The organism is Aromatoleum bremense (assembly GCF_017894365.1).
Classification (GTDB): domain Bacteria; phylum Pseudomonadota; class Gammaproteobacteria; order Burkholderiales; family Rhodocyclaceae; genus Aromatoleum; species Aromatoleum bremense.
Genome location: NZ_CP059467.1, coordinates 3,960,550 through 3,985,586, shown reverse-complemented (window position 1 = coordinate 3,985,586; position 25,037 = coordinate 3,960,550). Strand labels below are relative to the sequence as shown.

Below are 25,037 nucleotides of genomic sequence, written 5' to 3'. Positions count from 1 at the left end.
GCGGATGAAATATCTCCTTGCCGCCCTCCTGCTGGTGATTTCGGTACTGCCTGCCGCAGCAGGCGAAACCCTGACACTGGGAGTATTGGCCTATCGGCCCAAGCCCCTCGTCGAAGCAAGCTACCAGCCGCTGGCCGAATATCTGAGCACCGAGCTGCGGGACACCCGGGTTGTCCTCGCCGTGCTCGACGAACACGAGATGAAAGCGGCGATGGCCAACAATCGTCTCGACCTGGCTTTCACGACTCCGAGCCACTATCTTGCCCTGCGCGCCCAGAACGCGCTCACCGGCGCATTGGCCACCGTGGTCAGCCGCAGGGTGGGCGAGGCGGCGGATTCACTGGGAGGCGTGATCATCACCGCATCGGGACGAAAGTACATCCAGGGTCTCGACGACCTGGATGGCCGCAAGATCGCCATTCCCAGCCAGGAATACCTGGCAGGTCACCAGGTGCAGGCCTACGAGCTCCTGCAGCGCGGCATCCGCCTGCCCATGGACGCCGAACTCGTCGAAGTCGGCAACCACGACGCAGTGATCGACGCGGTACTGTCCGGCACGTCCGAGGTGGGTTTCATCCGCTCCGGCATTCTCGAATCGCTGGCTGCAGCGGGCAGAATTGATCCCGCGGATTTCAAGGTCATCAACCGCCAGCATCTGCCCGGTTTTCCGTATCAAGTATCGACCCGCCTGTATCCGGAATGGCCGCTGCTCGCGCTGCCTCATGTAGACGCCCACGCAAGTCGGCGCATCGCCGGGGCGCTGCTCGCCCTGGAGCACGACCATCCCGCTGCACGTGCCGCCGGCATCGCTGGTTTCACGATCGCTGCCGATTACCTGCCGGTCGAGAAGCTCGCCAAGGCGCTGCATTTGCCTCCTTTCGACACCGCCCCGGAGATCACGGTCATCGACCTGTGGCAAAACTACCGGGGCTGGATCCTCGCGCTGTCGGCGCTCCTGCTGCTGCTGACGGCCATGACGATCCGCATGGCCCGTGGCGAGCGCAGGTTGCGCGAACAGAGCCAGCGTCTCGCTGAAGTGATCTGGGGCACCAATATCGGCACCTGGGAATGGGAGGTCCAGACGGGCCTCGCTACGTTCAACGAGCGCTGGGCAGAAATCAGCGGGTACACGCTCGGCGAAATCTCTCCGACCGACATCAACAGCGGCAGGAGTCTTTCGCATCCCGACGATCTCGAACGCTCGAAAGCTCTGCTGGAGCGCTGCTTCAGGCGTGAAAGCAAAACCTACGAGTGCGAAATCCGCACCCGCCACAAGAACGGCAGCTGGGTCTGGGTACTCGATCGAGGCCGCGTAGTGGAGTGGACGCACGACGGCCAGCCGCGCCGGATGTCGGGAACGCGCCAGGACATCAGTGCGCAGAAAAAGGCCGCAGCGCTCGTCGCCGACGACAAGGAGCGGCTGCACACGATCTTCGAGATCATGCCCGTCGGCATCCTGCTGACCGATCGCGAGGGGCGGATCGTCGAGTGCAACTCCGCCTCCGAACGAATGCTCGGAATCGGCAAGTCGCAATTGCTCACGCAGTCTGTCGGCGACGCCGAATGGGACGTTTTCGGCGCGGACGGCAACCCGATGGCGCCGGCCGAGTATGCCGGTGCGCGCGCGCTCGCCGAGCAGCGCCCGATTCATTACAGCAGCATGGAAGTGCGCACGCCCGGCAGCAGCACCTGGCTGCGCGTCAGCGCAACGCCGCTGGAACACCCGCTTTACGGAGTGGTCGTCGCGCACATCGACGTCACCGACAAGCGCAATACCGAAGCCCGCCTGCGCCTCGCCGCAAGCGTGTTCACGCATGCCCGGGAGGGGATCGTCATCACCGACGCCCAGGCCAGGATCATCGAAGTCAACGACGCCTTCACCGCCGTCACGGGCTATCGACGCGACGAGGTGTCAGGCCAGTCGCTGCAGGTCCTCCAGTCCGGGCTCCATCCAAAGGAGTATTACAAAGCGATATGGCGTGCGCTCCTCGAAAGCGGGCACTGGCACGGCGAGATGTGGAGCCGGCGCAAGAATGGCGAGGTATATGCCGAAATGCTGGACATCAGCGCAGTCCGCGATTCCCGCGGGCGAACCCAGAACTACGTCGCGCTATTTACCGACATCACGCCGCTGAAAGACCACCAGAAGCAGCTGGAGCGCATCGCCTACCATGACCCGCTGACGAACCTGCCCAACCGCGCGCTGTACTCGGACCGCCTGCAACAAGCGATGGCCCAGTGCAGCCGGCGCGGCCAGCACGTGGCAATAGCGTATATCGACCTGGATGGCTTCAAGGCCGTCAACGACAACCATGGCCACCACATTGGCGACCAGTTGCTGGTCAGTATTGCGCTGCGCCTGAGGGAAGTGCTGCGGGAAGGGGACACGCTGGCGCGCCTCGGCGGGGACGAGTTCGCTACCGTGCTCGTCGACCTCGACAATCCAGCGGACTGCCAGCCGGTGCTCGAGCGTCTGCTCCACGCCGCGGCCGATCCGGTTCCAGTCGGCACGCTCATGCTGAGCGTTTCCGCCAGTATCGGGGTGACGCTTTTCCCTCAGGACAAGGTCGATGCCGACCAGCTTGTACACCACGCCGACACAGCGATGTACCGGGCGAAGAGGGCGGGCAAGAACACTTACCGGTTCTTCGACACGCTATCCCTGCGGGACTCATCTCAAGCGGCGCGCAGCAGCACGACAAGTTCCTCCACCGCGCTCCGGGACTGAACATCCAGCGCTGCCGTCCGGCGCTCGATCTCGTTCGCGATATCGGCCATCAGCCAGTCCAGCTCATCGAGCGTCGCCCGCAGTTCGTTCAGCACGATGCTGTCTTCGCGCGCAATCTCGAGCAAAGCCTCGAGGTCGTCAGGATTGATGCCCGACTGCAGCACCAATGAGCGCAGCATCGCCATCCGCTCCTTCAGAAACGCGAGTTCCGGGGGCGCGATCTGCGCGTCGAGGCGACCACACAGGGTGGGCCAGCTTCCAAGGACTTCGGCGACGCGGGTCAACTGCATGGTCGCGTCGTGGTCAGAGGGCGTATCTTGAGAGGCATTCGGGTCGGCATGCAGCAATTCACGCAGCGCGCCGACAGCCGCCGGATCGAACCGGCGCTGATTCAGCCGCAGCAGGACGTCCAGTCGTTGCATCTCGGAACGGCGTACCAGAGCTTCCATCACTTCGGCGACACACAGCAGGCTGGCAAGCGGATGAATCTGCCCGGCGCGCAAGCCGTATGGATAACCGCTGCCGTCGAGGCGCTCGTGATGGTGCAGCACGGCCCGCATCGCGTGCGAAGACACACCGGGAAGGTCGCGCAGCACAACGTAGCTGGTGATCGGATGGACGTGGATGAAGCGCCGCTGCCCGGGCGTCACCTGGTGGCCGGGCGCCAGCAGCGCCGGATCCGTGTGCATTTCACCAATGTCGTGACACAGCGCCGCCAGCAGCGAGTCCTGCTTGTCCCGGTTCGACAGCCCCAGGCGAGAGGCGATCGAGTAGGTGATCAACGCCATATTCATGGAATGGTGGAAAAGGCCGCTGCGTTTTTCCCGCATCACTGTCAGCCGGAAAGCCAGCGGCCGCGGCAATGCAAGCGCTGCCAATCCTTGCCGGAAACCCAGCGGATCGCCGGTGCGCTGCGCCACCCGGGCCATTGCCGTATCTGCCGCGAGCATCTTGCTGGCCTCGTTCGCGAGCTGGGCCGCATTCACCGGGTTTTCGGTCGACAGCACCTGATCGAGCGGAACACGCAATTTGTGCAGGTTCAGCCGGTCGCACTGGCTGCGGTTTATGCGCGCGCCCAGAGCGGGCCCCGGAAATTCGGACAGCCGGATAGGTGGTAGCCTTGCCCCAGCGATGGCCGCGTGAGCGGCCCTGAAATGGAGCAAGAGCATGACGAGAAGGAAACGGCGAAACCACTCGCCGGCGTTCAAGGCGCAAGTGGCGGTGGCCGCGCTCAAAGGAGACAAGACGCTGGCCGAGCTGGCGCAGCAGTTCGACGTCCATCCGAACCAGATCGCCGACTGGAAGAGCCAGTTGATGGAGCGCGCCGCGCACGTGTTCGGTGACGCCTCGGCGACCGCGACCGCCGCACCGGATCTGACGAAGCTGCACGCCAAGATCGGGCAGCTGACGCTGGAGAATGATTTTTTAGAAAGCGCGCTCACCAAGGCGGGCCTGCTGAGCGCAAGAAAATGATCGACCGCACCCATGAACTGCCGCTGACGCAGCAATGCCGGATTCTGCGTCTGGCGCGCTCGTCGATGTACTACACGCCGCGAGAAGTGTCGGCGCACGATCTGGCGCTGATGCGCCGGATGGACGAACTGCATCTCGAGCACCCGTTTGCCGGAGCGCGGATGCTGCGGGATTTGCTGCGCGCCGAGGGGCATGCGATCGGGCGCAAGCACGTCGGCACGCTGATGCGCCGCATGGGCATCGAGGCGCTCTATCGCAAGCCCAACACGTCCCGGCGCCGCCGCGGTGACGAGATCTATCCGTACCTGCTGCGGGATCTGAAGATCGAACGCCCCAACCAGGCGTGGGCCGCCGACATCACCTACATCCCGATGCGCAAGGGTTTCGTGTATCTGTTCGCCATCATCGATTGGTCCTCGCGCCGAGTGCTGGCGTGGCGGCTGTCGAACACGCTGACCACCGACTTCTGCCTCGATGCGGTGCGCGAAGCGCTGCATCGCTACGGCCGCCCGGAGATCTTCAACACCGATCAGGGATGCCAGTTCACCAGCACCGATTTCACCGACCTGCTCAAAGACAACGGCATCCAGATCAGCATGGACGGCAAGGGCTGCTGGCGCGACAACGTCTTCGTCGAGCGGCTGTGGAAGAGCGTGAAATACGAAGAGGTGTACCTCAAGGCCTATGACAGCGTCGCCGAGGCCAAGGCCCACCTGGGCGCCTACCTGCGCTTCTACAACGAACGCCGGCCGCACCGCGCTCACGACGGGCGCACCCCCGACCAGGCGTACTTCGGCGCGCTCCGCGATGAGACGCCGCTGGCGGCATGACGGCACAAAGGCTGGCTCCGTGGATTTATGGACGATGCGCTTCGCGCACCGGGCCGCTTGCCGTGGAAAAGTCTGACGACTTTCCCACCGCGCAGCCCTTCGCCCACAAGCTCCACCGAGCTCGAACCGATTTTTATAAAATATGAGAAAGTCAAAACCAACCCAGACCTCGGGCCCCCGGCCCTAACCGGCAAGGCTCCACTTATCGAACCGGATTCCCTGTCCAGACAATCGGGGCCACCTCTCCCTTGGCAATGAGCTTCGTACCGTTCGCAGCGAAGACGTCCTCGTGCGCGACGACCTCGCGTTCTTCGCCCATCTCCGTCAACGACCGTATGTAATGAGGGCTTTCCCCCGGAAGTTCGGCCAGATCGTTCAACGGACAGGGCGGTTGTTGCATGGTGGTCGAAAGACGATTCAGGGGCTCGATGTTAATACACTTCCTGCGCATCCTGATGCATTCCAAGGGCTTATTCCTGGACCCAGACGCACGGGCCGAGGGGGCGTACGCGCTCGTGCATAACCGCCACAGTCATCCGAAACACGGACAAAACCTGTGAGCTACTTGGTCTTGTCACCCTCGTCGAAAAGCTTGGCCGCCTTGCTTGTGGTGACTGATCCCGCCCGGAAGTAGCGCATCACGGACGGTATGCTGCGATGTCCGGTCAGCGCCATGGTTTCGCCCAGGGAAATCTGCTGTTTCGCAGCCTCGGTCACGAATCCGGAGCGCAGGGAGTGAGCGCTGAAATCGCCGTCGAGACCGGCAAGCAGGCACCGCTCCTGGACGATCGTGCGCACTGCGGAAGCGGACAGAGCCCCGCGCAAGTTTCCGTTCTTGCCAATCTGGCGGAACAAGGGTCCCGAAGCCAGGCCCGTCGCGGCAAGCCAATCGGCCAGGGCGACGCCGGCCGCGCCGACGACGGGCTTGAGATCATCCGCCTTGACGGTTCCTGACTGGTTGGTTTTCGAGGCGCCGAGTTCAAAGATGAATTCGTCGGCGCCGATCCTTTTCAGGTCTTCCACCCGCAGGCCCACGATCTCGGAGCGGCGGCGTCCGCCGGACGCCCAGCCCAGCAGCAAGATCGCCCGGTCCCGCAAGCCCTTGAGCGAGTCGTCGCACGTGCCCACCAGTTGCTCGAGCAGTTCGCGGGTCAGCGCGGCCTTTCCTTTGGGGCGTTCGCCGCGTCTTGCGTAGGAACGCCGGGTGCGGGCAATGAGATCCCGCACCGCGGGGCTTTGGCAAGGGTTATCGAGTTCGGGACTGCGGTTATGCAGCGATGACAGGACCGACAGCCGGTGATTGAGGGTGGACAGCGCCATGGGGCCGATTTTCGCCTTGTATTTTTTTTCTACCAGGATCGCGTCGAGCGCTGCGGGCAACTCGCCCCGGAGTCCGTCGGCGGTCGTTCGCTGCGCGTGATCGACGATGAACTGGATCACCGCCGGGACCGGCACCGGGAACTTGAGCGGCTTTCGATACCGCAAGGCAAACCAGGCCGCCCAATAGCGAAGCGCGGCGCGGTAGCTGGCATCGGTGTTGGCGGACGTTCCTTCGGCGAGGATTTCATCGACAGCCTGTTGCGTCATCGGCGCCAGAGCGTCGGGATTCAACACTGCAACAGTGTTTGCCAGCGCAGGCAGCGTGTCGTCGTCAAGGGCGTCGTTGTCAAGGTTCATTTTTCACGTTTGTATGCTGTAAAGTGTAGTGTATTTTACACTACTGTGATTATTACTCACGATAACTTTCGATTATCGTATGTAATAATGAATGTAAGAAAGAGGGGAGGTCAAGCGTAATGCTCGAAAGTGGGAAGCGTGGCGGCGTCGGAGAACGGGATGTATGGGAGGCTGCGGATACGTTGTTGCTGAAGGGATTCCGGCCCACTGTCGAACGCATCCGGGCCCAGATCGGACGAGGTTCGCCGAACACGGTCGGACCGCATCTGGATTCGTGGTTCAAGGCGCTCGGTGGCCGAATTCAGGATCCTTCGGCCTTTTGTGCACCGCCCGAGGCGCCCGATGCAGTCAGCCAGGCCGCCCGGACGTTTTGGAATGCGGCCTTGACCACGGCGCGCCAGGTGTGCACGGATGAATTGACCCAGGATCGCGAGGCCCTTGCGCAGGAAGCCTCCAGCATCGAGAAGGAACGTGTCGATTTGGCTGGACAACGGATTCGTCTAGCCGACGCAGCCGAAACACAACAGACGCTTATCGACACGCTGAAGACGCAAGTGGAGGACGCCAGAGCAGCCCTCAACGCCACCGCCGAGGAACGCGTGTCCATGACTGCAAGTCATGAACGACAAATTGCGCAACTCGACGCGGAGCGGGAAACGCTTAAAGAGAGGCTCGATGCAGCCGGCGAAAAGCTGGTCGCCATGCAAAACGAGATCAGCGCCGTCAAGTCGGGTTGCGACCGCGATATCAAGGAGGCCCTCCTTCGCTTCGATCAGGCGCGCAGCGAAGCTCGGGTTGCACAAAACGCGCTGGCGGAACTTCGTCAGCACGTTTCTGCGCAGGACACCACCCTCGCTTCCATGACGAAGCAGCTGGCCGTGGCGGGCGCTGATCGAGAAATCGCCATTCAGGCAAATGTCACGCTGGAGGACGCTCTGGCAGCCGAAAAGGCGGAGGCTCTGGAAGCCAGAAGCAAGGTGCAAACCCTCGAGACAGAACTCCGGCAAGCCGAGGCGGTTCAGGCAACCCTGCAGGCTGCGCTCGACGCCGAGCGCTCACGCGCCGGTGAACTCGCCCTCCTCCTTACCACCAGCCAAGGGGAAATCGTTCAGGCTCTGCGTTCCCTGGAGCAGTCGAAAAAAGACTCGCCGGCCGGACTTGATCCCCGTCGCCGAACCACCAAAAGAAAGCGGGGAGTCCCGCTGCGATAAGAGGAGCGGTCTCCCGGCGCAGTGCCGGAGAGGCCCGCGTGCTGCACCAGGAATTGGATCCGCCGGGGCGGCTGGTATGTACATGGTTTTTTTGGCTAAACTCCGCCTTCTTCCGCAACCGACCGGGAACCCCGCTCGATGTCCGCCCCGGTTTTTTTCCCATTGAGCGCTCCCGAGTCGTCGCTCACCATCGCCTACCGCCTGTTTCATCACGCCTGGCCGGTGCTCGTCGCCCAGCTGTTGTCGATGAGCATGCTGATTGCCGACACCGTCATCACCGGACGCTACGGCACGCTCGACCTGGCCGCAGTTGCGGTCGGCAGCGGCGTCTACATTTCGATCGTGATGCTGCTCGTCGGCGTGCTGCAGGCGGTCGCTCCGACTGTCGCCCATCATTTCGGCGCGCGCCGGGTCGACGCCATCGGCCCGGCGCTGCAGCAGGGATTCTGGCTGGCGCTGATGCTCGCGCTACCCGGCATCGCGCTGCTCGCGTTCCCCGGTTTCCTGCTCGAACTCAGCAGCGTGCCTGCCGACGTGGCCGGGAAGACCCGAGATTATCTGCTCGCGACCGCGTTCGGCCTGCCCGCGGTCCTGCTGTACCGCACTTTCTACGCCTTCAACAACGCGCTGGGCCGCCCCCGCGCCCTGATGATGATCAGCTTCATCGTCACCTCGACCCATATTCCGCTCGCCTGGGCACTGGTGCACGGCGCCTTCGGCCTGCCCCCCCTGGGCGCGATCGGCTGCGGCATCTCGACTGCAATCGTGAACTGGATCGCGTTCGCGTGCGGCGCGGGCTACCTCGCCCACAACCGCGATTACCGTCCCTACCGGCTGTTTGCCAACTGGCAGCCGCCCCGCCGGCGCGACCTCCTTGCCCTGCTGAAACTGGGCATCCCGATGGGGCTGTCGACGTTCATCGAAGTGTCGTCGTTCACGCTGATCGCGCTGTTCGCCGCCCGGCTCGGTGCCGAGGCGGTGGCGGGACACCGCGTCGTCGCAAACCTCGCCGCGCTGATCTACATGCTTCCGCTGGCGATATCGATCGCGATCCTGGTGCTCGTCGGGCAGGCTGCCGGCGCGCATGACCCGGCGCGCGCGCGGGCGACAGTCCGCGTCGGAATGGGTCTGACGGTCGCCCTCGTCGCCTTGATCGGCGTGCTGCTGTGGGTCGGGCGCGAGCCGGTCGTCGCGCTGTTTTCCGAAGACCCGGCAGTACGCGCGGTGGCACTCGGGCTGGTGTTCTACATCTGCATCTACCAGATCTTCGACGCCGTGCAGACGGTCGCGGCCCACGCGCTGCGAGGCTACAAGGTGACCTTCATGCCGATGCTGCTGCACGCGCTGTGTTTCTGGGGGATCGCGCTGGCCGGAGGCTACTGGCTCGCGTTCCACGCCCCCGATCGCGAGCAGTCGCCTACCGTGGCCGGCTTCTGGGAAGCCAGCGTCGTCGCCACGATCCTCGCGTCGGTGCTGTTCGGCTGGCTGCTGCGCGTCGTGATGCGGCGCCCGCAAGCCGCACGGGCCTGACCGCTCAGCCGCCCAGCCAACCTTTGCGCAGCGCCAGCGCCGCCGCCACGGGCTTGGCGGCGAGCGTAAGCTTTGCCGTATCGGCCGGCGGTGCAGCCAGTTCGACGTCAAAGCTCATCAGCTCGTCGCGGCGAAAGGCATGGATCTCGACCCGGTCGCCCGCCTTGCGACGCGCCAGCTGCGCCTCGAGCGAGCTTCCCGTCACTTTCAGACCATCCATCGCGACAAGCACGTCGCCGGCCGACAGTCCCGCCACCTGCGCGGGTCCGTCATCGTAGACGCTGCCGAGCTGCGCCTCGCCCGAAGTCGTGGCGAGCTTCGCGCCGAGCGTCGGGCTTTTCGATGCCGCCTCGACACCGCAGGCGACACCGAAAGGCTTCAGCAGGCGGGCGAGCGGCAGGTCTTCGGTCCCGTGCACGGCTTTCGCGAGCCAGCGTGCGAGTCGCCGCCCCGCGCCTTTCCGGTCGCGTTCGCCGACTTCCTCGACGAGCGCGAACAGCCCGTCCTCCTCGACCCCGACGCCGGTCCGGCCGTGCCGCTGCCACAGCAGGCGCATCACGTCGTCAAGACTGGTCCTGCCTGCGCTCGCGGCACGCAGCTGCAGGTCCAGCGCCAGGGCGATCAGCGAGCCTTTCGCGTAATAGCTGACGATCGCGTTCGGCGCGTTCTCATCCTGGCGGTAGTACTTGATCCACGCATCGAACGACGACTCGGCGACGCTCTGCTTGAGCCGGCCGCTGCCGCGCAGCACGTTCGAGACTGTCTTGCCCAGCAGGCCGAGATAGTCCTCGATCGGGATCACGCCCGAACGGACGAGCGCGAGGTCGTCGTAATACGACGTGAAGCCTTCGAAAGCCCACAGCAGGCGCGTGTAGTTCTCGCTCTGCAGGTCATACGGCGTGAAGGCGGCAGGCCTGATCCGCTTCACGTTCCAGGTGTGGAAATACTCGTGGCTGCATAGCCCGAGAAAAGCCTTGTAGCCGTCGGGCAGACCGCTCATGCCGACGTATGGCAGGTCGTTGCGGCTCGCCAGCAACGCGGTCGAGGCGCGGTGTTCGAGACCGCCGTAGCCGTCGCCGACGAGCATCGTCAGGAACAGGTAGCGATCGACCGGCGCCGGCAGGCCGAAGAGCTCGATCTGCCAGGCGCAGATGCGCGCGAGGTCCGCGCACAGACGTCGGGTGTCGCAGTCGTGGCGGCCGGTGAGCGCGATTTCGTGCGGCACGCCCGCCGCCTCGAACACCTCGTGGGTGAAGGTTCCCATCTCGACCGGATGATCGACGAGTTCGTCGTAGCTGTCGGCACGGTAGCATCCGAACCCCATCGGCATCGCGACACCGATCTCGCCGGCCGCCCGCGGCAGCGTCGTCGCCACTTTCCAGCCTCGGAAAGTTGTGGCGGGCGGCGGAAGGATCTCGACGAGGCAGCGCCGGTCAGCATGCCCTTCGACGGCGAGGAACATGCTTGTGCCGTTGAAGAATCCGTGGGTCGGGTCGAGGTGCGCGGCCCGCACCGACAGATCCCACGCATAGACGTCGTACACCAGCGTCAGCGCACGACCGGGCGCAACGTGCGCTGCGCGCCAGGTGTGTTTGTCGAGCTTGTCGACCGCAACCGCCCTGCCCTCGCATTCGGCCCGCAACGTGACAATGTTGCGGGCAAATTCCCGGATCATGTAGCTGCCCGGAATCCACGCCGGCAGGCGGAACACCTGCCCGCCGGGGGCCGGATCGCTGACCGTGCACGTGACTTCGAACAGATGCGAGGCAGGCCGGATCGGCGCGATGGTGTAACGGATGGGCGGCAGACCGGTCATGTGCAATTCCGCGAAAAAGGTGGCCCGGGATTCTAGCGCGGGAATGCGCCCGGACCGCCTGCCTCGCTCTCCCGAGTGAATTGTGGCGCGAATGCCTCATTTTTGTGCAGACGCAACATTTCCTTTGTGTTCAACGGCCTGCCCGGCATCCCCACAAGTTGTCCACATACCTGCCCACGGCGCATGGGGATAAGGGACGGCCGGGAAAGCGGCCCGCAGCCCCCTCGCTCAGTCCGACACGATCCGGGCGAGAAACTGGTCGAGACGGTTCGCGAACACCTGCCGGTCAGCCTGCGTCAGCGCTGCCGGGCCGCCGGTCTGTACGCCCGACGAACGCAAGGTATCCATGAAATCGCGCAGGTTCAGCAGCTCGCGGATGTTCTCCGTCGAATAGAACTCGCCCCGCGGGTTCAGCGCATGGCCGCCGCACGCGATGACTTCGGCCGCCAGCGGAATGTCCGCAGTGACCACGAGGTCGCCCGTGGCGAGCCGCCTGACGATTTCATTGTCCGCGACGTCGAAGCCGGGTGGCACCTGCAGGGTCTTGATCCACAGCGAGCGTGGCGGAAACAGCGGCTGGTTGGCGACCAGCGTCAACAGCACGCCGGTCCGTTCCGCCGCACGGTAGAGGATTTCCTTGATCACTTTCGGACAAGCATCGGCGTCGACCCAGATCTGCATGTGCGTACTCCCGTCAGGACTGCCAGGGCGTCACGATACATTGCATTGGGCAGCGAGCGTGCGCAGACCCGCTGCGTCAGAGCTTGACTCCGCCATCTCCCTGTTTCCGGGAGGAATCAGAATCCGGAGCTGATCCACGTGTCGGGGAAGGACTCGCCGGCGATTTTACAGTCCGGGTAGCGGTCCGGTTCCTTTTTGATCTGCACACACTGGTCACAGTAGGTAATGAGGCCCTGCTCCCTGAAGCCGAGGGCACCGCACCCGGCCACCTCGACCTGATACATCGAGCCGTCCTTCATCCACGTTCCCGGCACCGACATCGACGTCCGGTCCGCGCGGATGATGCGCAGTTCAGCTTTCCCGTTCCCCAGGTTCATCACATAGGCTCCCGGCTCGCTCGGCCCGGTCGATTCCGTGGGACCGGAACATGCGGCCAGGATGACCGCGGAGAAAGATGCGAGCAACGCAGGGAGAGTCGATTTCACGGATGTCTTCCTTCAAGCCGATGTGTACAGCCCACCGGGAAGTCGGCGGGAGGAAATGCTGCACAGTGCAGGAATGGCACGAACGGTTCATTGAGCTTGCGCAATTCTGGATTGTTTCAGGAAACGGAAAAACGAACCAGGAGCACGGCTTTGCAAAGCCGTTTCCCGTCTCGTCGAAGGTGTGCCGCTTCTATCCGATCCGGTCAACAACAAGGAATGGCGCCCCGGAAAGGAACATGTCTGTTCAGGCGCCACCCGCGAGTTAGTGTGCTACGTTGGCGTCGCCCGCGGCACTTCATTGGAATTTTCTTCATGCTTCGTTCTCTCGTAAAACGCGATGTGCTGATCGTCACCCTGTCTGCGGCCGGCATCCTGATGGTGACGATGGGCGCCCGGCAGTCGATGGGCCTGTTCGTGTCGCCGCTCAACACTTCGACGGGGCTCGGTGTCGCGACGATCAGTCTCGCGCTCGCGATCGGCCAATTCATGTGGGGTGCGATCCAGCCGCTCGCGGGCGCGGCCGCCGACCGTTACGGCCCCGCGAAAGTGTTGGTCGCCGGGCTGCTGGTGCTGGCGCTGGGCAGCGCAGTCACTCCGTTCATGACTTCCGGGGTCGGCCTGATCGTCTCGCTCGGCCTGCTGTCGGCGATCGGCTCGGGTGCGGGCAGCTTCTCGGTGCTGATCGGCGCAGCCGCCCAGCGGCTGCCGCTCGAAGCGCGCGGCTCGGCTTCCGGAGTCATCAACGCCGGCGGTTCGTTCGGCCAGTTCGTGTTCGCGCCGGTGCTGCAGAAATTGATCCAGGGCGTCGGCTGGACGGGGGCGATGTGGGCGCTCGCGCTGATGACGCTCGCCGCCCTGCCGCTCGTCGGCAGGCTGACGACGTCCGGCAAGGCGCCGGTCCGGCACGTCCACGACGACACCGGATTGTGGAACAGCGTCTGCAGCGCGATGGGCGATCGCAGCTATCTGCTGCTGCATGCGGGCTTTTTCACCTGCGGCTTCCACATTGCCTTTCTCGTCACCCACCTGCCGGGCGAAGTCGATCTGTGCGGCCTGCCGCCGTCGGTGGCGAGCTGGTCGCTGGCGATCATCGGCCTGGCCAACATCGTCGGCAGCCTCTATGCGGGCGCATGGGTGTCGCGCTATCGCAGCAAATACGTGCTCGCGGCGATGTACGGTTCGCGCGCGCTGCTGGTCGGTGCCTACCTGCTGATGCCGAAAACCGACCTGACGTTCTACCTGTTCGCCGCGGGTCTCGGTTTCACCTGGCTCGCGACTGTGCCGCCGACGGCCGCGCTCGTCGGCAAGCTGTTCGGCATTCGCTACCTGGGGACGCTGTTCGGCCTGACGCTGCTGTCGCACCAGATCGGCGGCTTCCTCGGCGCGTATCTTGGCGGGCTGGCGATCACGCAGCGCGGCGATTTCACGTGGATGTGGTACGCGGACATGGCGCTCGCAGCCGCGGCGGCGCTGGTCAATCTGCCGATCCGCGAAGCGCGGTTGCGCACGACTGCCGTAGTAACGGCCTGAATCCGACGGCTTTCCCGATGCTGCCTGATTCGGCTCCCTTCGCGCTGTTCGACGACAACCTCGCCAACACCGGTGACCTGCTGCTGTCGGAGCTTCGCGCGTGCATCACCTGCAGCGGTCCCGATGACGTCGCGCAGGCTTTCGAAGCGATCGACGAGGCACGCTCGCGCGGAGGCTGGATCGCGCTCGCCGCGACCTACGAGCTCGGCTATGCCCTCGAGCCCCGACTCACGCCGTTGCTGCCGGCGGCCCCCGGTCCGCTGCTGAGCGCGTGGGTGTTCGGCCAGGCCGAGCGAAAAACGGCGGCGCAGACCGCCGCGCTGCTCGATCGCGCCATCGCCGCCCTGGGTGAACACGAACGTCTTGCCGGTGTCGCCGCAATCGCGAGCGATATCGCGCAGTCCGGACACCGAGCCGCGGTGACGCGCATCCGCAACCTCATCGATGCGGGGGACTGCTACCAGGTGAATTTCACCTTCGCGCTCCGCGGCGAGGCATACGGCGACCCGCTCGCGCTCTACGGCAGACTGCGCGAGGCCCAGCCGGTCCGCTACGGCGCTTTCGTCCGCCACGCCGGCAGCGCGATCCTTTCGCGTTCGCCGGAGCTGTTCGTGGAGCGCCAGGGTACGCGCCTGACGTGCCGGCCGATGAAGGGCACCGCGCCCCGCGATTCCGACCCCGCGCTGCTCGCCGCGTCGGAAAAGAACCGCGCCGAAAACGTCATGATCGTCGACCTGATCCGCAATGACCTCGGGCGCCTCGCGTCCCCCGGAGCGGTACGGGTGTCGGGGCTGTGTGCGATCGAGTCCTACCCCAGCGTCTGGCAGATGACCTCGACCGTCGTCGCCGAGCCGGTGCGTGCAACGCTGTCGACGATCTTTCGCGCGCTCTTCCCCTGCGGCTCGATCACGGGGGCGCCAAAAATCCGCGCCATGGAGATCATTCGCGAACTCGAACCCGGCCCGCGCGGGCTGTATTGCGGGGCGTTGGGATGGATCGCACCGGACGGGGATTTTCGCTTCAGTGTGCCGATCCGGACGATCGAGATCGGCAGCACCGGGGACGTCCGCCTCGGCCTCGGCAGCGGAATCGTTGCCGATTCGTATGCCGATGGAGAGTGGGACGAATCGTTGCTGAAAGGGCGTTTTTTCACCGATCTCGTGCCCCGTTTCAGCCTGATCGAGACCCTGCGCTGCGAGCCCGCCTCACCCGAGCCCTACCCGTTGCTCGCGCTGCACCTCGCGCGTCTCGCGGCATCAGCCGCGCATTTCGGCTTTCGGCTCGACCAGGAGGCGCTCCGTGCGGCACTGATGCACACCGCAGCATCACTCGTCGAAGCTCATCGCGTCCGTCTGGTGCTCAACCCGTCAGGGAGCTTCCGGATCGGTTCGGCCCGGCTGGAGGAGCCGGAAGCGGGGTCGAGGCCGAGTGTTGTCGTGTCTCCGATCCGCATCTCGAGCCGCGATCCCCTGATGCGGCACAAGACCACTGCGCGCGAGCTGTACGACACGGAACTCGAGCGTATCGGCCGGCAGGGCCATTTCGACGCACTGTTCTTCAACGAACTCGGCGAGCTCGCGGAGGGCGCCCGCACGAACGTGTTCCTGGACCCGGGTGACGGGATGCTGCTGACGCCGCCTCTGGCGAGCGGCGCGCTCGATGGCGTCTATCGGCGCCGGCTGCTGATCGACGGCCGCTCGCGGGAAGCCCGTCTTACGCGCCGCGATCTCCTCGCGGCCGAAGCGATCTACGTCGCGAACGCCGTGCGCGGGCTCGTCCGGGTCGACCTCGTTATCCCCGATCAGGCGGCGTAGCGGCCGACCTCCTGACTCGGCAGACAGCGTCGCAAGCCGTTGTTGTTGTCCATGCGCAGGCAGTAGCGCGAACCGTCGCACGGAACGGATACGTCCGGGGATTCGCCCTGCTCGAATTTCTCGATCCGGAGGAGTTTCAGGAACCGCCGCGCCGTGCCCAGCCCGCAGAAAACGGTGAGTCCACCGCTGCTCGAGCATAACCAGCGCTCATTCATCGAGATCGCGAAACACCCCCCCTCCTTGCCGCCGACCGCATGGACCCGGATCCTGCATGAGGTCTGCCGCCACTGAGGTGCAACCGCGAGTTCCAGCCATGTCGCTATGCGTCCTGATGTCGCCATCTCCCCTCTCCCGGTGAGCTCCGGTCCCTGATTGAATTTTCCTTTGCTGGGCTCTGGAGCGGACTGAATTCCCAGTATGGAATACGCAATCCGGAATGCAAGAACTATGACAAAGAGGAGTTTCAGAATTCCCCGCAACGAGGCGAAGCGAACGCGGCGAGCCGCCCGCCGTGCCTCGCGATCCCTATGCGCGCATCAATCGATGTTCCGGATTCGAAACGCCGATGGTTATACTTTTCCGGTCATCCCCCCGAGGAACTCCCGAATGAAGCTCGAAACGCTCGCCGTCCACGGCGGCTACAGTCCCGACCCGACCACCAAGGCGGTCGCGGTACCGATCTACCAGACCACCTCGTACGCGTTCGACGACACCCAGCACGGCGCCGACCTGTTCGACCTCAAGGTGCAAGGCAACATCTACACGCGCATCATGAACCCGACCCAGGACGTGCTCGAAAAGCGGGTCGCGGCGCTCGAAGGCGGGATCGCCGGCCTGGCGATGGCATCCGGCATGGCGGCGATCACGGCGGCGATCCAGACGATCGCCGAAGCCGGCGACAACATCGTCACGTCGAGCACGCTCTACGGCGGCACCTACAATCTGTTCGCGCACACGCTGCCGCAATACGGCGTCGAGGTGCGCTTTGCCGATTACCGCGACCCGGAAGCGTTCGAGCGCCTGATCGACGGACGCACGAAAGCGGTGTTCTGCGAATCGGTCGGCAACCCGCTCGGCAACATCACCGACTTCGAGAAGCTCGCCGAGGTCGCGCACCGCAACGGCGTGCCGCTGATCGTCGACAACACCGTCCCGTCGCCGTACCTGTGCCGCCCGTTCGAGCACGGCGCGGACATCGTCGTTCATGCGCTGACGAAATATCTCGGCGGGCACGGCAACTCGCTCGGCGGCATCATCGTCGATTCCGGCAAGTTCCCGTGGGCGCAACACAAGGCGAGGTTCAGGCGGCTCAACGAGCCGGACGTCTCGTACCACGGCGTCGTGTATACCGAAGCGCTCGGCGCCGCCGCCTACATCGCCCGCGCACGCGTCGTGCCGCTGCGCAACATGGGCGCGGCGATCTTGCCGTTCAATGCGTTCCTGATCCTGCAGGGCATCGAGACGCTCGCGCTGCGGATGGACCGCATCTGCGAAAACAGCGTCAGGATCGCGAGCTTCCTGAAGAACCATCCGAAAGTGAGCTGGGTGAACTACGCCGGCCTGCCGGATCACGAGGACCATGGGCTGGTGCAGCGCTACATGGGCGGGCGCGCGTCGGGCATCCTCACGTTCGGCGTGCAGGGCGGAAGCGCTGCCGGCGCACGCTTCCAGGACGCGCTGAAACTGGTCACCCGCCTCGTCAATATCGGCGACTGCAAGACGCTGGCGTGCCACCCGGCATCGACGACGCATCGCCAGCTGTCGGCGGACGAGATGGCGAAGGCCGGCGTTTCCGAAGACATGATCCGGCTGTCGGTCGGCATCGAGCATATCGACGACCTGATCGCCGACCTCGACGGCGCGCTCGCCGCGGCCTGACGGACGCCGCGCCCGGGGTGCCGATGTCGGGGCGCCGGGCGCGGCGCGATCCGGACCAGGGCGGAAAATTCCTTCAGCGCAGCGAGAAAACCGCGCTGCGCCCGCCGCCCTCCGCGTCCTGCGCCGGTTCGACTTTCGGCGCCAGCAGGAAGACCCGGTTCGCAGCGATCTCGCCTTTTTCGAGCAGGCGATTCTTGACCGACTGCGCCCGCTCCTGCGCGAGGTGGCGCAGCGCCTCGTCATCGACCGGGATATTGGCGAGCATCAGCGCTTCCATCTCGGCTTCCGGCAGATTCTTGAGCAGACCGATCGCGTTGCGCGGCCGCTTGAAATCCGCGTCCCGATACACGCGCTCGAGCCATTTCGGATACTCCTCCGCGTCGATGACGACGTCTTCGAGCGGAGGTGCCTCGTCACCGCGCCGGACCGATTCCTTGAGCTTCGCCGCTTTCATCATTCGCAACAGGATCATTTTCTTCAGCCCCGCCGTGTCGCTGGCGCGATCAGCCTGGCCGGTGATTTCGAGCCGCAGCGCCGGCCGCTCGGTCAGCGCCTTCGCCAACGTCTCGAGCTTCCGTTGCGCCGCAGCATCGAAGCTGCTGCGCCCGGACGCGAAATCGAGCTGCGACAGCTCTTCCCCGCCACCGAACATCGATCCGAGCAACGCGAAGGGTGCAGTGAGGGCCTTGCCGATCAGGTTCAGAATCGCCTTGACGACGAGACCGCCGATGCTGAACTGGGGGTCGTCGAGCGAACCGCTGATCGGCAGGTTGAGGTTGATCTCGCCGGCCCGGTTCTTGAGCAGCGACACGGCGAGCTGCACCGGCAGATTCGGCGCATCCGGGCTGTCCGCACGGTTGCCGAACGTGAGCTGGTCAAGGAACAGCCGGTTCGTCGCAGTCAGCTTGCGGTCCTCGATCTTGTAGGTCAGGTCGGCCGACAGCTTGCCTTTCTCGATCCCGTAGCCCACGTACTTGCTCGAATAGGGCGAGACGCCGATCAGCTCGAAATCCTTCACCGACGCGGCAATATCGAGGTAGCGGTCCTCCCTGAACGGATTGAATTCGCCGCCGATCGTGACGGGCGCAGTGTCATCGACCTTGCCCTGCAGGTCGAGCCGCGCCAGCGTTGCCGGGTCGGACGACAGCCCGGCCAGCTGGCCTTCCATTCCGGTCAGGTTCGCGTCGTAGTTCGGACGGATGAAGCGGTCGCTGAACGCGATGTTGCCTTGCTTAATCAGTATCTTGCCGATCGAGATCGGCGGTGGCGGAGTCGCCGGAGGCGGAACTTCGACGCTCGTCGTACCGCCCGAGGATTCCGGCGCAGGGTTCGTTTCACCGGCGGCAGGGCCTGCCTCGGGCTGCTGGCGGATTTCGCGCAGATTGAGCTGGCCGGTCTCGTCGAGGATCAGGCGAGTATAGAAATCGGTCAGCGCGACTTCGCCGATCGAAACCGCCAGCGGCGCGGTCTGCACATCCACCTCTGCGAGCGCGAGGCTGCGCCAGCGCAGGAAATCGGTTGCATGGTTCTTGTCGATGGACGAAAAGTCCGCGATACCCAGATTGCCGCGGAAGCGCCCTTTCACGTTGCCGTCGCGCGCGGACTCGAAAGCGAGCGTGCCGCGCGTGGTCACGGTGCCGCGCGAGATGGCGATGTTGAGCTGTTCGACGACGTAGGGCTGCAGCGGCAACAGGTCGACGCTGCGCAGATCGAGACGAAGGTTTCCTTTCAACGGATCGAGCGCGACTGTTCCATTGACTGCCGCCCGTCCCCTTTTGTTGACGCGCGCATCGAGCTCGAATTTCGTCGCGGTGCCCTTTGCGGTGCTGAGTCCGTCCGCCTTCAGTTTGATCGCGATGGCCTGCAGCACGATCGGCGCATCCTGGGTGCGATCCTCGAAGCGGACCGCCCAATCGTCGAGCGCGAGTCGTTCGAGCGCGAGCGACCACGGTTTTTCGGACGCGGCCGCGTTCGCGTTCTCGCTCGCCGAACGCCCGCCGGTCTGCCCTTTTGGCCCGGCGGGCTCGTCGAACAGCGCGAGCGCGTCCAGCTTGCCGTTGCGTGCCTTCACCAGCGCGAACGATGCGCCCTTCGATTCGACCGCACCGATCGTCACCGTCCGTTGCGTCGGCGACACCGCGACTGTCTGGAGCGCAAGCCGCGGCAGCTTGACGAGCGGCTGCTTCTGACTTTTCAGCGCGAGCTCGAACTGGCGCAGCACGACCGACTCGGCGAGCACGTCGATCGCCGTTTCCTTCTCGCCGAACCTCACCTTGTACCCGACGGTCGCGTCGAGGCGTCCGTCACGGATCTCGCCGCCCGGCAGCGCCGCCGCGTAGTACGGCGCATAGCGGCTGGCCTGGAAGTTCTCCGCGACGATCCGGCCATCGAGTTCGAACGGGTTCAGGCGCAGGCGATCACGGTGGCTGCTCTTCTCGCCCGCGTCGGTGACGAAATCCAGCGCGATCTCGGCAACGGCGTCCGGCGCCGAGCCGACATTCTTCGCTTCGAGGACGAGATCCTTCAGCTCGGTGCGAAATGGCGCCGCGGCGGTGCGGTCCTCGAAACGCACGGTCGCCCCCGAGATCTTCACCTCGTCGAGCATGAATACGGGAGGCGACTTCGCCTCGGCATCCTTGGCTGCCTCGTCCGGCGACGCAGTCGTTGCGCCGCTATCTGCCGGCTGCTCGGCCGCCACAGCGGGATCCGGACGGGGAATGATCTGCTGGAAGTTGATCTGGCCGTCGGCGAGGCGGACCACGTCGACCTCGGGCTGCGAGATTTCGAGGCGCCCGAAATGCCACTTGCCGACCAGCGGCTGGACGTCGGCGAGGCTCAGTGCGAGCGCCGGAACATTCAGCATCGGCTCCCCTTTCGCTCCCTCCAGCCGCAAGTCCGCAAGCTCCACTGAGCCGGTCAGCGCGACTTTCGGTGTAGCCTCGGGTAGCTGGGAGAAAGCCAGCCGCAAGCGCGTCGTGAGCCGCCCTTCAGGCACCCTGAATGCGGCTTCGAACGGCAGGTAGGCGAGATACGGCGTGAAATCGAAACTGTCCAGCACGATGTCGAGCGCGGTCTCGCGGTCCTTCGCGAACGGCCGGGACTGCCCGGCGACATGCAGAGGTCGGCCATTGACGAGCGCCGACAGGTCCGGCTCGACGAACAGCTCGACTTTCGACGGCAGGTTCGACAAAAACGGCACGCCGATATTGATTGCCGACAGTTCGTGCTCGAGCCCGACCGGACGATCCTCGACCAGCAGCTTCCCGTCGATGACGCGGATATTGTTGAGCGAGAAGCGCGCCTCGCCCATTTTCTCCTCCTGCTCCGACGGCGGCTTCGCGGCAAAGCGGTCGAGCACGTCGGACCAGTTGTTGCGCCCGGAGTCGAGCCGCACGAAATGCGCCTGCGGGCGTTCGAGCCGCAACTCGCGCAGCACCGGGCCGCCCCGGAACAGCGATTCGGCTTCGAGATTCGCGTACAGCCTCGCGAACGAGAAGGCGCTGCCCTGCCCGTCCGCTTCGGCGATGTCGAAGCCGCTGGCCGTGATGGACAGCGCAAAGGGATTGATGCGCACCTTCTCGATCGTGACCGTGCGTCCGAGCGAGTCGCTGAGGAGGCGCGCACCGAAGTAACGTACCGCTGGCGGCAGAACCAGGAATCCGACGATCCCGATGGTCGCGACGATACCCACGATCCATTGCGTAGGCCTCTTCAGCTTCGCTGCAAGATCGTCCACTCCCCCAGTCTCTCGCGCTTTCGCCACAGCCTATCCTCATTGTTGCCGGACCCGCGCCGTCTATGACGGCAATCTAGCAGGCGGAGCGTGGCCTGTGAATGTGGTGTGTGAATTGCCGCACCCGGCGCGGCGGCGTATGCTGCGCCGCTTTCCACGAATCGAGCAACTCCGTTGGCCGAGCTGAATTTCGATGTGATTGTGATCGGTGCAGGGGCGGCCGGGATGATGTGCGCAGCCCAGGCGGGCCGGCGCGGCCGCAAGGTGCTCGTCATCGATCACGCCGAGAAGCTCGCAGAAAAGATCCGCATCTCGGGCGGCGGCCGCTGCAATTTCACGAACCGCCGCGTCGGGCCGGAAAACTTCCTGTCGCGCAATCCGCATTTCGCCCGTTCCGCGCTGGCGCGCTATGGCTCGGCCGACTTCGTCGAACTCGTTGAGCGCCACGGCATTCGCTATCACGAACGCAATCTCGGGCAGCTTTTCTGCGACGACTCGGCGCAGCAGATCATCGACATGCTGCGGGCCGAGTGCGAAGACGGCGGCGTGCGCTTCGCGATGCCGCTGCGGGTCGATGCGGTCGCCCGTCAGGAAGACGCGCTCGCCCGCTTCGCGGTCGATACGGCCCGGGGACGATATACGTGCACCAGCCTGGTGATCGCGTCCGGCGGGCTGTCGATTCCGAAGATCGGCGCCACGCCGTTCGGTTACCGCATCGCTGAACAATTCGGCATTCCGATCGTGCCGCCGCGCCCGGCCCTGGTGCCGCTGACGCTGCCGCCCGAGACGCTGCAGCGCTTCGCGTCGTTTGCCGGCTCTTCGCTCGACATCGAAGCGCAATGTAACGGCGGACGCTTTCGCGAAGCCGCGCTGATCACCCACCGCGGACTGTCAGGCCCGGTCGTGCTGCAGGTGTCGAGCTACTGGCAGGCGCAGGCGTACGACGACGACGACTGGGCGCCGGTATGTTTCAACCTCCTGCCCGGAATCGACGCGCAGGCCTGGCTGGAGCAGCACGCGGGCGAGCGCGGGCTGCTCGCGAACCTCCTCGCCGAGCGCCTGCCGCGGCGCTTCGCGCACGCGTGGTGCGCCTTGCACGGCTGGGAGCGGCCACTGAACCAGTTCCGCCCAGCCGAGCTGAAGGCCGTCGCCACCGCATTGTCGGCATGGGAGATCATGCCGTCCGGCACGCAGGGCTACGCGAAGGCGGAAGTGACACTGGGCGGCGTCGACACCCGCGCGCTGTCCTCGAAGACGATGGAGGCGAGCACGTGCAAGGGCCTTCATTTCGTCGGCGAGGTGATGGACATCACCGGCCATCTCGGCGGTTTCAATTTCCAGTGGGCGTGGTCTTCCGGGCACGCGGCCGGTCAGTTCGTGTGACGGCGAGACCCGCGGGACGCTCGCGCGATAATCCCGCCTGCATTGCCGGGCACGCCGGCAACGTACGAATTAAAGTTGGCTTCCCGGATCATTTGACTCTAATCAAGGTCGCCAGTGTGTGAATTCGGAGAATGGGGTCACCTTAAAGGAGACGCCGACCATGAACGACATCACCACGCTTATGACCCACGATCACCGCAGCTGCGACGAATCCTTCGCTCGTGCTGAAACTGCCATCTCGCGCGGCAAGTGGGATGAGGGGACTGCCGAACTGGAAAAATTCATCGCCGAACTCGAGACGCATTTCACCGCCGAGGAATCGATCCTGTTCCCGCGTTTCGAATCCGTCACCGGCATGACCGAAGGTCCGACCAAAGTGATGCGCGGCGAGCACGCGGACATGCGCGAAGCGCTCGAGCGCATGCGCGACGCGGTCGCCCAGCGCGACAAGGACGACTACGCGGGCGAAGCCGAAACGCTGCTGATCCTGATGCAGCAGCACAACATGAAGGAAGAGAACGTTCTCTACCCGATGTGCGATGCGCAGCTTGCGGGGGAAAACCTCCCGCCCACGCTCACGAAGCAGCTGGGCCGCGAACAGGCAGCATGAAGCAGGTCATCGATGCGCGGGGGCTGGAGCCCCCACAGCCTTTCGAACTCGTCATGGAGGCGATCGCCGACCTGCGTCCCGGGGAAGGCGTGAAGCTGCTCCTCGATCGCATGCCCTATCCACTGTTCCGCATCCTCGACCGCGACCGCTATCGCTATGAGAGCCGGGTTCGCGACGACGGTGTGGTCGAAATCGACATCGTCGCCCCATGACTACCGCCGACCTCAGCCTCAGCTACGAAGCCGCGCCCACCTTCTCGACGCCGCTCAGGTTTTTCCTGACGGCGCCGCTGTTCGGAGCGGTTGCAGGACTGGTGCTCCTTTTCGTTCCCGACCTGCTCGGGTCGCGATGGACTCCCGGGGCGCTCGCGCTGACCCACCTGATCGCCGTGGGGTTCATGCTGAACATCATGTTCGGGGCCCTGTTCCAGATCCTGCCAGTGGTGGCCGGGGCGGCGATTCCGAACGCGCGGATCGTCGCGGGAATCGTTCACGTCGGTCTCGCGACGGGCGCGGCGAGCCTGACGTGGGGGCTCGGGGCCGGCTCGCCACCGTTCCTGACGGCTGCGGTCGTGCTGCTGGGGATCACGTTCGGGGTGTTTCTGGTGGCCGCGGGGTATGGATTGCGACGCACGCCGATCGCCCAGGCCACGCCCCGCGACCTGCGCTTCGCGTTGCTCGGCTTCGGCATCGCGGCCACGCTCGGAATGGCGCTGGCGATGATCCTGTCGGGCGGGCTGTCGCTGCCGCTGGCGACCGTCGTCAAGCTGCATGTCGGCTGGGCGTGGCTTGGCGGGTCGGGCCTGCTGCTGGCGGCGACGAGCTGGGTCGTCGTGCCGATGTTCCAGATCACACCGAATTATCCGGCCCGGCTCACACGCTACTGGGCGCTGCTGACCTGCGCCGCGCTTGCCGCCTGGAGCACGGCGGTGCTCGCCGGGCTCTCGTCGCTCGAGTTCATTCTGGCGATCGTGCTGGCCGCCCTGTCCGGCGCGTTTGCGATCACGACACTGCGCCTGCAGAGCCGCTCCCGGCGTTCGGTTCCGGACAACACGACGCGTGCGTTCCAGCTCGCGATGTCGTGCATGATCGCCGGACTTCTGTGCATCGTCGCCGCGCACCGCTTCGATCATGACGTTTGGCCGGTAGTCGCCGGCATCCTGATCCTGCACGGCGGCTTCGTCACTGCGATTGTCGGCATGCTCTACAAGATCGTTCCGTTCCTCGCGTGGCTGCATCTTTCGCAGGCAGGGATGAAGGCGCCGAACATGAAGAAGCTGCAACCGGACGGGCCGATCCGCAAGCATCTCATCGCCCACACGGTGGCTCTCGCAGTGCTCCTGATCGCGGCGCTCAGCGGCAGCACGCTCGTCGTCCGGGCCGCAGGGGTGCTGGTGATGCTCGAGTTCGGCCTGCTGTTCGCCAACCTGATGCGCGTCCTCGGCGCGTACCGGATCGCCCGCAACACCTGACGCGCCGCGCGGGGATCCTCAAAGGCCGCCGTCCTGGCGGCCTTCGCCATTCCGGCGCTCGGATCGCCGCGGGCCGCCCGGCTTTCCCCTCCCTGATCGATCGCCTCGCGCCGGGAAGCGCTCAGGGACTAGTCCTAAATGACTAGTTCCCGGGACGGAGGACTACCCCCTTCCCATGCTTTTGGCG

Annotated in this window: 18 protein-coding genes; 11 read left to right on the top strand and 7 right to left on the bottom strand. The window is 65.0% G+C overall.

The annotated features are described in order from the left end of the window. Positions 1-4: 4 nt before the first annotated feature. The gene (locus tag pbN1_RS18805) at positions 5-2,728 is read left to right on the top strand and encodes a PhnD/SsuA/transferrin family substrate-binding protein (protein ID WP_169203237.1); all 2,724 of its coding nucleotides are present in this window, start codon (positions 5-7) and stop codon (positions 2,726-2,728) included. Here pbN1_RS18805 and pbN1_RS18800 read toward each other — a convergent pair. Continuing rightward, entirely contained in the window at positions 2,677-3,897 is a 1,221-nt protein-coding gene (locus tag pbN1_RS18800; protein ID WP_244857278.1) for an HD-GYP domain-containing protein, read from the bottom strand. The two genes, pbN1_RS18805 and pbN1_RS18800, sit on opposite strands and share 52 nt — an antisense overlap. Here pbN1_RS18800 and pbN1_RS18795 point away from each other — a divergent pair. Further along, positions 3,896-5,031, top strand: a protein-coding gene (locus pbN1_RS18795) for an IS3-like element ISAzo18 family transposase (RefSeq protein WP_085938645.1) whose coding sequence is annotated in 2 segments (ribosomal slippage) — positions 3,896-4,148 and positions 4,148-5,031 — 1,137 coding nt in all. Because the reading frame shifts where the segments join, the coding sequence is not laid out codon by codon here. The genes pbN1_RS18800 and pbN1_RS18795 overlap by 2 nt on opposite strands. Before the next feature lie 561 nt (positions 5,032-5,592). Here pbN1_RS18795 and pbN1_RS18790 read toward each other — a convergent pair. Beyond that, on the bottom strand, positions 5,593-6,708 hold the full coding sequence (locus pbN1_RS18790; protein WP_169202366.1) for a site-specific integrase: 1,116 nt from the start codon (positions 6,706-6,708) through the stop codon (positions 5,593-5,595). 119 nt (positions 6,709-6,827) lie between these two features. Between pbN1_RS18790 and pbN1_RS18785 the strand changes: the two genes are divergently transcribed. Both pbN1_RS18785 and pbN1_RS18780 read left to right on the top strand, forming a co-directional pair. Beyond that, positions 6,828-7,919: a DNA-binding protein gene (locus pbN1_RS18785; RefSeq protein ID WP_169202365.1), complete on the top strand. Its 1,092-nt coding sequence runs from the start codon at positions 6,828-6,830 to the stop codon at positions 7,917-7,919. A gap of 138 nt (positions 7,920-8,057) precedes the next feature. Then, complete coding sequence (locus tag pbN1_RS18780) at positions 8,058-9,449, top strand: MATE family efflux transporter (RefSeq protein ID WP_169202364.1); 1,392 nt, start codon at positions 8,058-8,060, stop codon at positions 9,447-9,449. 4 nt (positions 9,450-9,453) lie between these two features. On the opposite strand, the gene pbN1_RS18775 is transcribed toward pbN1_RS18780, so the two are convergent. The 3 genes from pbN1_RS18775 to pbN1_RS18765 form a co-directional block, all read right to left on the bottom strand. After that, complete coding sequence (locus pbN1_RS18775) at positions 9,454-11,265, bottom strand: M61 family metallopeptidase (RefSeq protein ID WP_169202363.1); 1,812 nt, start codon at positions 11,263-11,265, stop codon at positions 9,454-9,456. A gap of 228 nt (positions 11,266-11,493) precedes the next feature. Next, positions 11,494-11,946 (bottom strand): YaiI/YqxD family protein, encoded by a 453-nt coding sequence (locus pbN1_RS18770; protein ID WP_011239391.1) that lies wholly within the window; start codon positions 11,944-11,946, stop codon positions 11,494-11,496. Positions 11,947-12,062: 116 nt separating this feature from the next. Next, positions 12,063-12,431 carry a hypothetical protein gene (locus tag pbN1_RS18765; protein WP_157866651.1) on the bottom strand — a complete coding sequence of 123 codons (369 nt, stop codon included), beginning with the start codon at positions 12,429-12,431 and terminating at the stop codon, positions 12,063-12,065. 312 nt (positions 12,432-12,743) lie between these two features. Between pbN1_RS18765 and pbN1_RS18760 the strand changes: the two genes are divergently transcribed. Next, entirely contained in the window at positions 12,744-13,961 is a 1,218-nt protein-coding gene (locus tag pbN1_RS18760; RefSeq protein ID WP_169202362.1) for an MFS transporter, read from the top strand. After that, positions 13,859-15,775: an aminodeoxychorismate synthase component I gene (gene pabB, locus pbN1_RS18755; RefSeq protein ID WP_244857027.1), complete on the top strand. Its 1,917-nt coding sequence runs from the start codon at positions 13,859-13,861 to the stop codon at positions 15,773-15,775. The genes pbN1_RS18760 and pabB overlap by 103 nt, the downstream gene beginning before the upstream one ends. Here the strand turns inward: pabB and pbN1_RS18750 are convergent. After that, positions 15,763-16,116, bottom strand: coding sequence for a hypothetical protein (locus pbN1_RS18750; protein WP_169202360.1), 354 nt, complete (start codon positions 16,114-16,116; stop codon positions 15,763-15,765). The two genes, pabB and pbN1_RS18750, sit on opposite strands and share 13 nt — an antisense overlap. Before the next feature lie 265 nt (positions 16,117-16,381). Between pbN1_RS18750 and pbN1_RS18745 the strand changes: the two genes are divergently transcribed. Further along, positions 16,382-17,653 (top strand): O-acetylhomoserine aminocarboxypropyltransferase/cysteine synthase family protein, encoded by a 1,272-nt coding sequence (locus pbN1_RS18745; RefSeq protein ID WP_169202359.1) that lies wholly within the window; start codon positions 16,382-16,384, stop codon positions 17,651-17,653. A 73-nt stretch (positions 17,654-17,726) separates the two neighbouring features. Here pbN1_RS18745 and pbN1_RS18740 read toward each other — a convergent pair whose 3' ends face one another. Beyond that, the gene (locus pbN1_RS18740; RefSeq protein ID WP_244857025.1) at positions 17,727-21,389 is read right to left on the bottom strand and encodes a DUF748 domain-containing protein; all 3,663 of its coding nucleotides are present in this window, start codon (positions 21,387-21,389) and stop codon (positions 17,727-17,729) included. 171 nt (positions 21,390-21,560) lie between these two features. Here pbN1_RS18740 and pbN1_RS18735 point away from each other — a divergent pair, with 171 nt between their 5' ends. The 4 genes from pbN1_RS18735 (at position 21,561) to pbN1_RS18720 (ending at position 24,850) form a co-directional block, all read left to right on the top strand. Beyond that, positions 21,561-22,769, top strand: coding sequence for a BaiN/RdsA family NAD(P)/FAD-dependent oxidoreductase (locus pbN1_RS18735; RefSeq protein WP_169202357.1), 1,209 nt, complete (start codon positions 21,561-21,563; stop codon positions 22,767-22,769). A gap of 160 nt (positions 22,770-22,929) precedes the next feature. Further along, positions 22,930-23,379 carry a hemerythrin domain-containing protein gene (locus pbN1_RS18730; protein WP_169202356.1) on the top strand — a complete coding sequence of 150 codons (450 nt, stop codon included), beginning with the start codon at positions 22,930-22,932 and terminating at the stop codon, positions 23,377-23,379. Next, positions 23,376-23,591: a DUF2249 domain-containing protein gene (locus tag pbN1_RS18725; protein WP_011239382.1), complete on the top strand. Its 216-nt coding sequence runs from the start codon at positions 23,376-23,378 to the stop codon at positions 23,589-23,591. Before pbN1_RS18730 ends, pbN1_RS18725 begins: the two co-directional genes overlap by 4 nt. Beyond that, positions 23,588-24,850 (top strand): hypothetical protein, encoded by a 1,263-nt coding sequence (locus pbN1_RS18720; protein WP_169202355.1) that lies wholly within the window; start codon positions 23,588-23,590, stop codon positions 24,848-24,850. The genes pbN1_RS18725 and pbN1_RS18720 overlap by 4 nt, the downstream gene beginning before the upstream one ends. Positions 24,851-25,037: the final 187 nt, after the last annotated feature.

What these genes read in the sequence shown, in the direction of transcription:
- pbN1_RS18805 (WP_169203237.1), top strand. Translation starts at nt 5, where the DNA reads ATGAAATATCTCCTTGCCGCCCTCCTGCTGGTGATTTCGGTACTGCCT.
- pbN1_RS18800 (WP_244857278.1), bottom strand. Translation starts at nt 3,897, where the DNA reads ATGCTCTTGCTCCATTTCAGGGCCGCTCACGCGGCCATCGCTGGGGCA.
- pbN1_RS18790 (WP_169202366.1), bottom strand. Translation starts at nt 6,708, where the DNA reads ATGAACCTTGACAACGACGCCCTTGACGACGACACGCTGCCTGCGCTG.
- pbN1_RS18785 (WP_169202365.1), top strand. Translation starts at nt 6,828, where the DNA reads ATGCTCGAAAGTGGGAAGCGTGGCGGCGTCGGAGAACGGGATGTATGG.
- pbN1_RS18780 (WP_169202364.1), top strand. Translation starts at nt 8,058, where the DNA reads ATGTCCGCCCCGGTTTTTTTCCCATTGAGCGCTCCCGAGTCGTCGCTC.
- pbN1_RS18775 (WP_169202363.1), bottom strand. Translation starts at nt 11,265, where the DNA reads ATGACCGGTCTGCCGCCCATCCGTTACACCATCGCGCCGATCCGGCCT.
- pbN1_RS18770 (WP_011239391.1), bottom strand. Translation starts at nt 11,946, where the DNA reads ATGCAGATCTGGGTCGACGCCGATGCTTGTCCGAAAGTGATCAAGGAA.
- pbN1_RS18760 (WP_169202362.1), top strand. Translation starts at nt 12,744, where the DNA reads ATGCTTCGTTCTCTCGTAAAACGCGATGTGCTGATCGTCACCCTGTCT.
- pbN1_RS18750 (WP_169202360.1), bottom strand. Translation starts at nt 16,116, where the DNA reads ATGGCGACATCAGGACGCATAGCGACATGGCTGGAACTCGCGGTTGCA.
- pbN1_RS18745 (WP_169202359.1), top strand. Translation starts at nt 16,382, where the DNA reads ATGAAGCTCGAAACGCTCGCCGTCCACGGCGGCTACAGTCCCGACCCG.
- pbN1_RS18730 (WP_169202356.1), top strand. Translation starts at nt 22,930, where the DNA reads ATGAACGACATCACCACGCTTATGACCCACGATCACCGCAGCTGCGAC.
- pbN1_RS18725 (WP_011239382.1), top strand. Translation starts at nt 23,376, where the DNA reads ATGAAGCAGGTCATCGATGCGCGGGGGCTGGAGCCCCCACAGCCTTTC.
- pbN1_RS18720 (WP_169202355.1), top strand. Translation starts at nt 23,588, where the DNA reads ATGACTACCGCCGACCTCAGCCTCAGCTACGAAGCCGCGCCCACCTTC.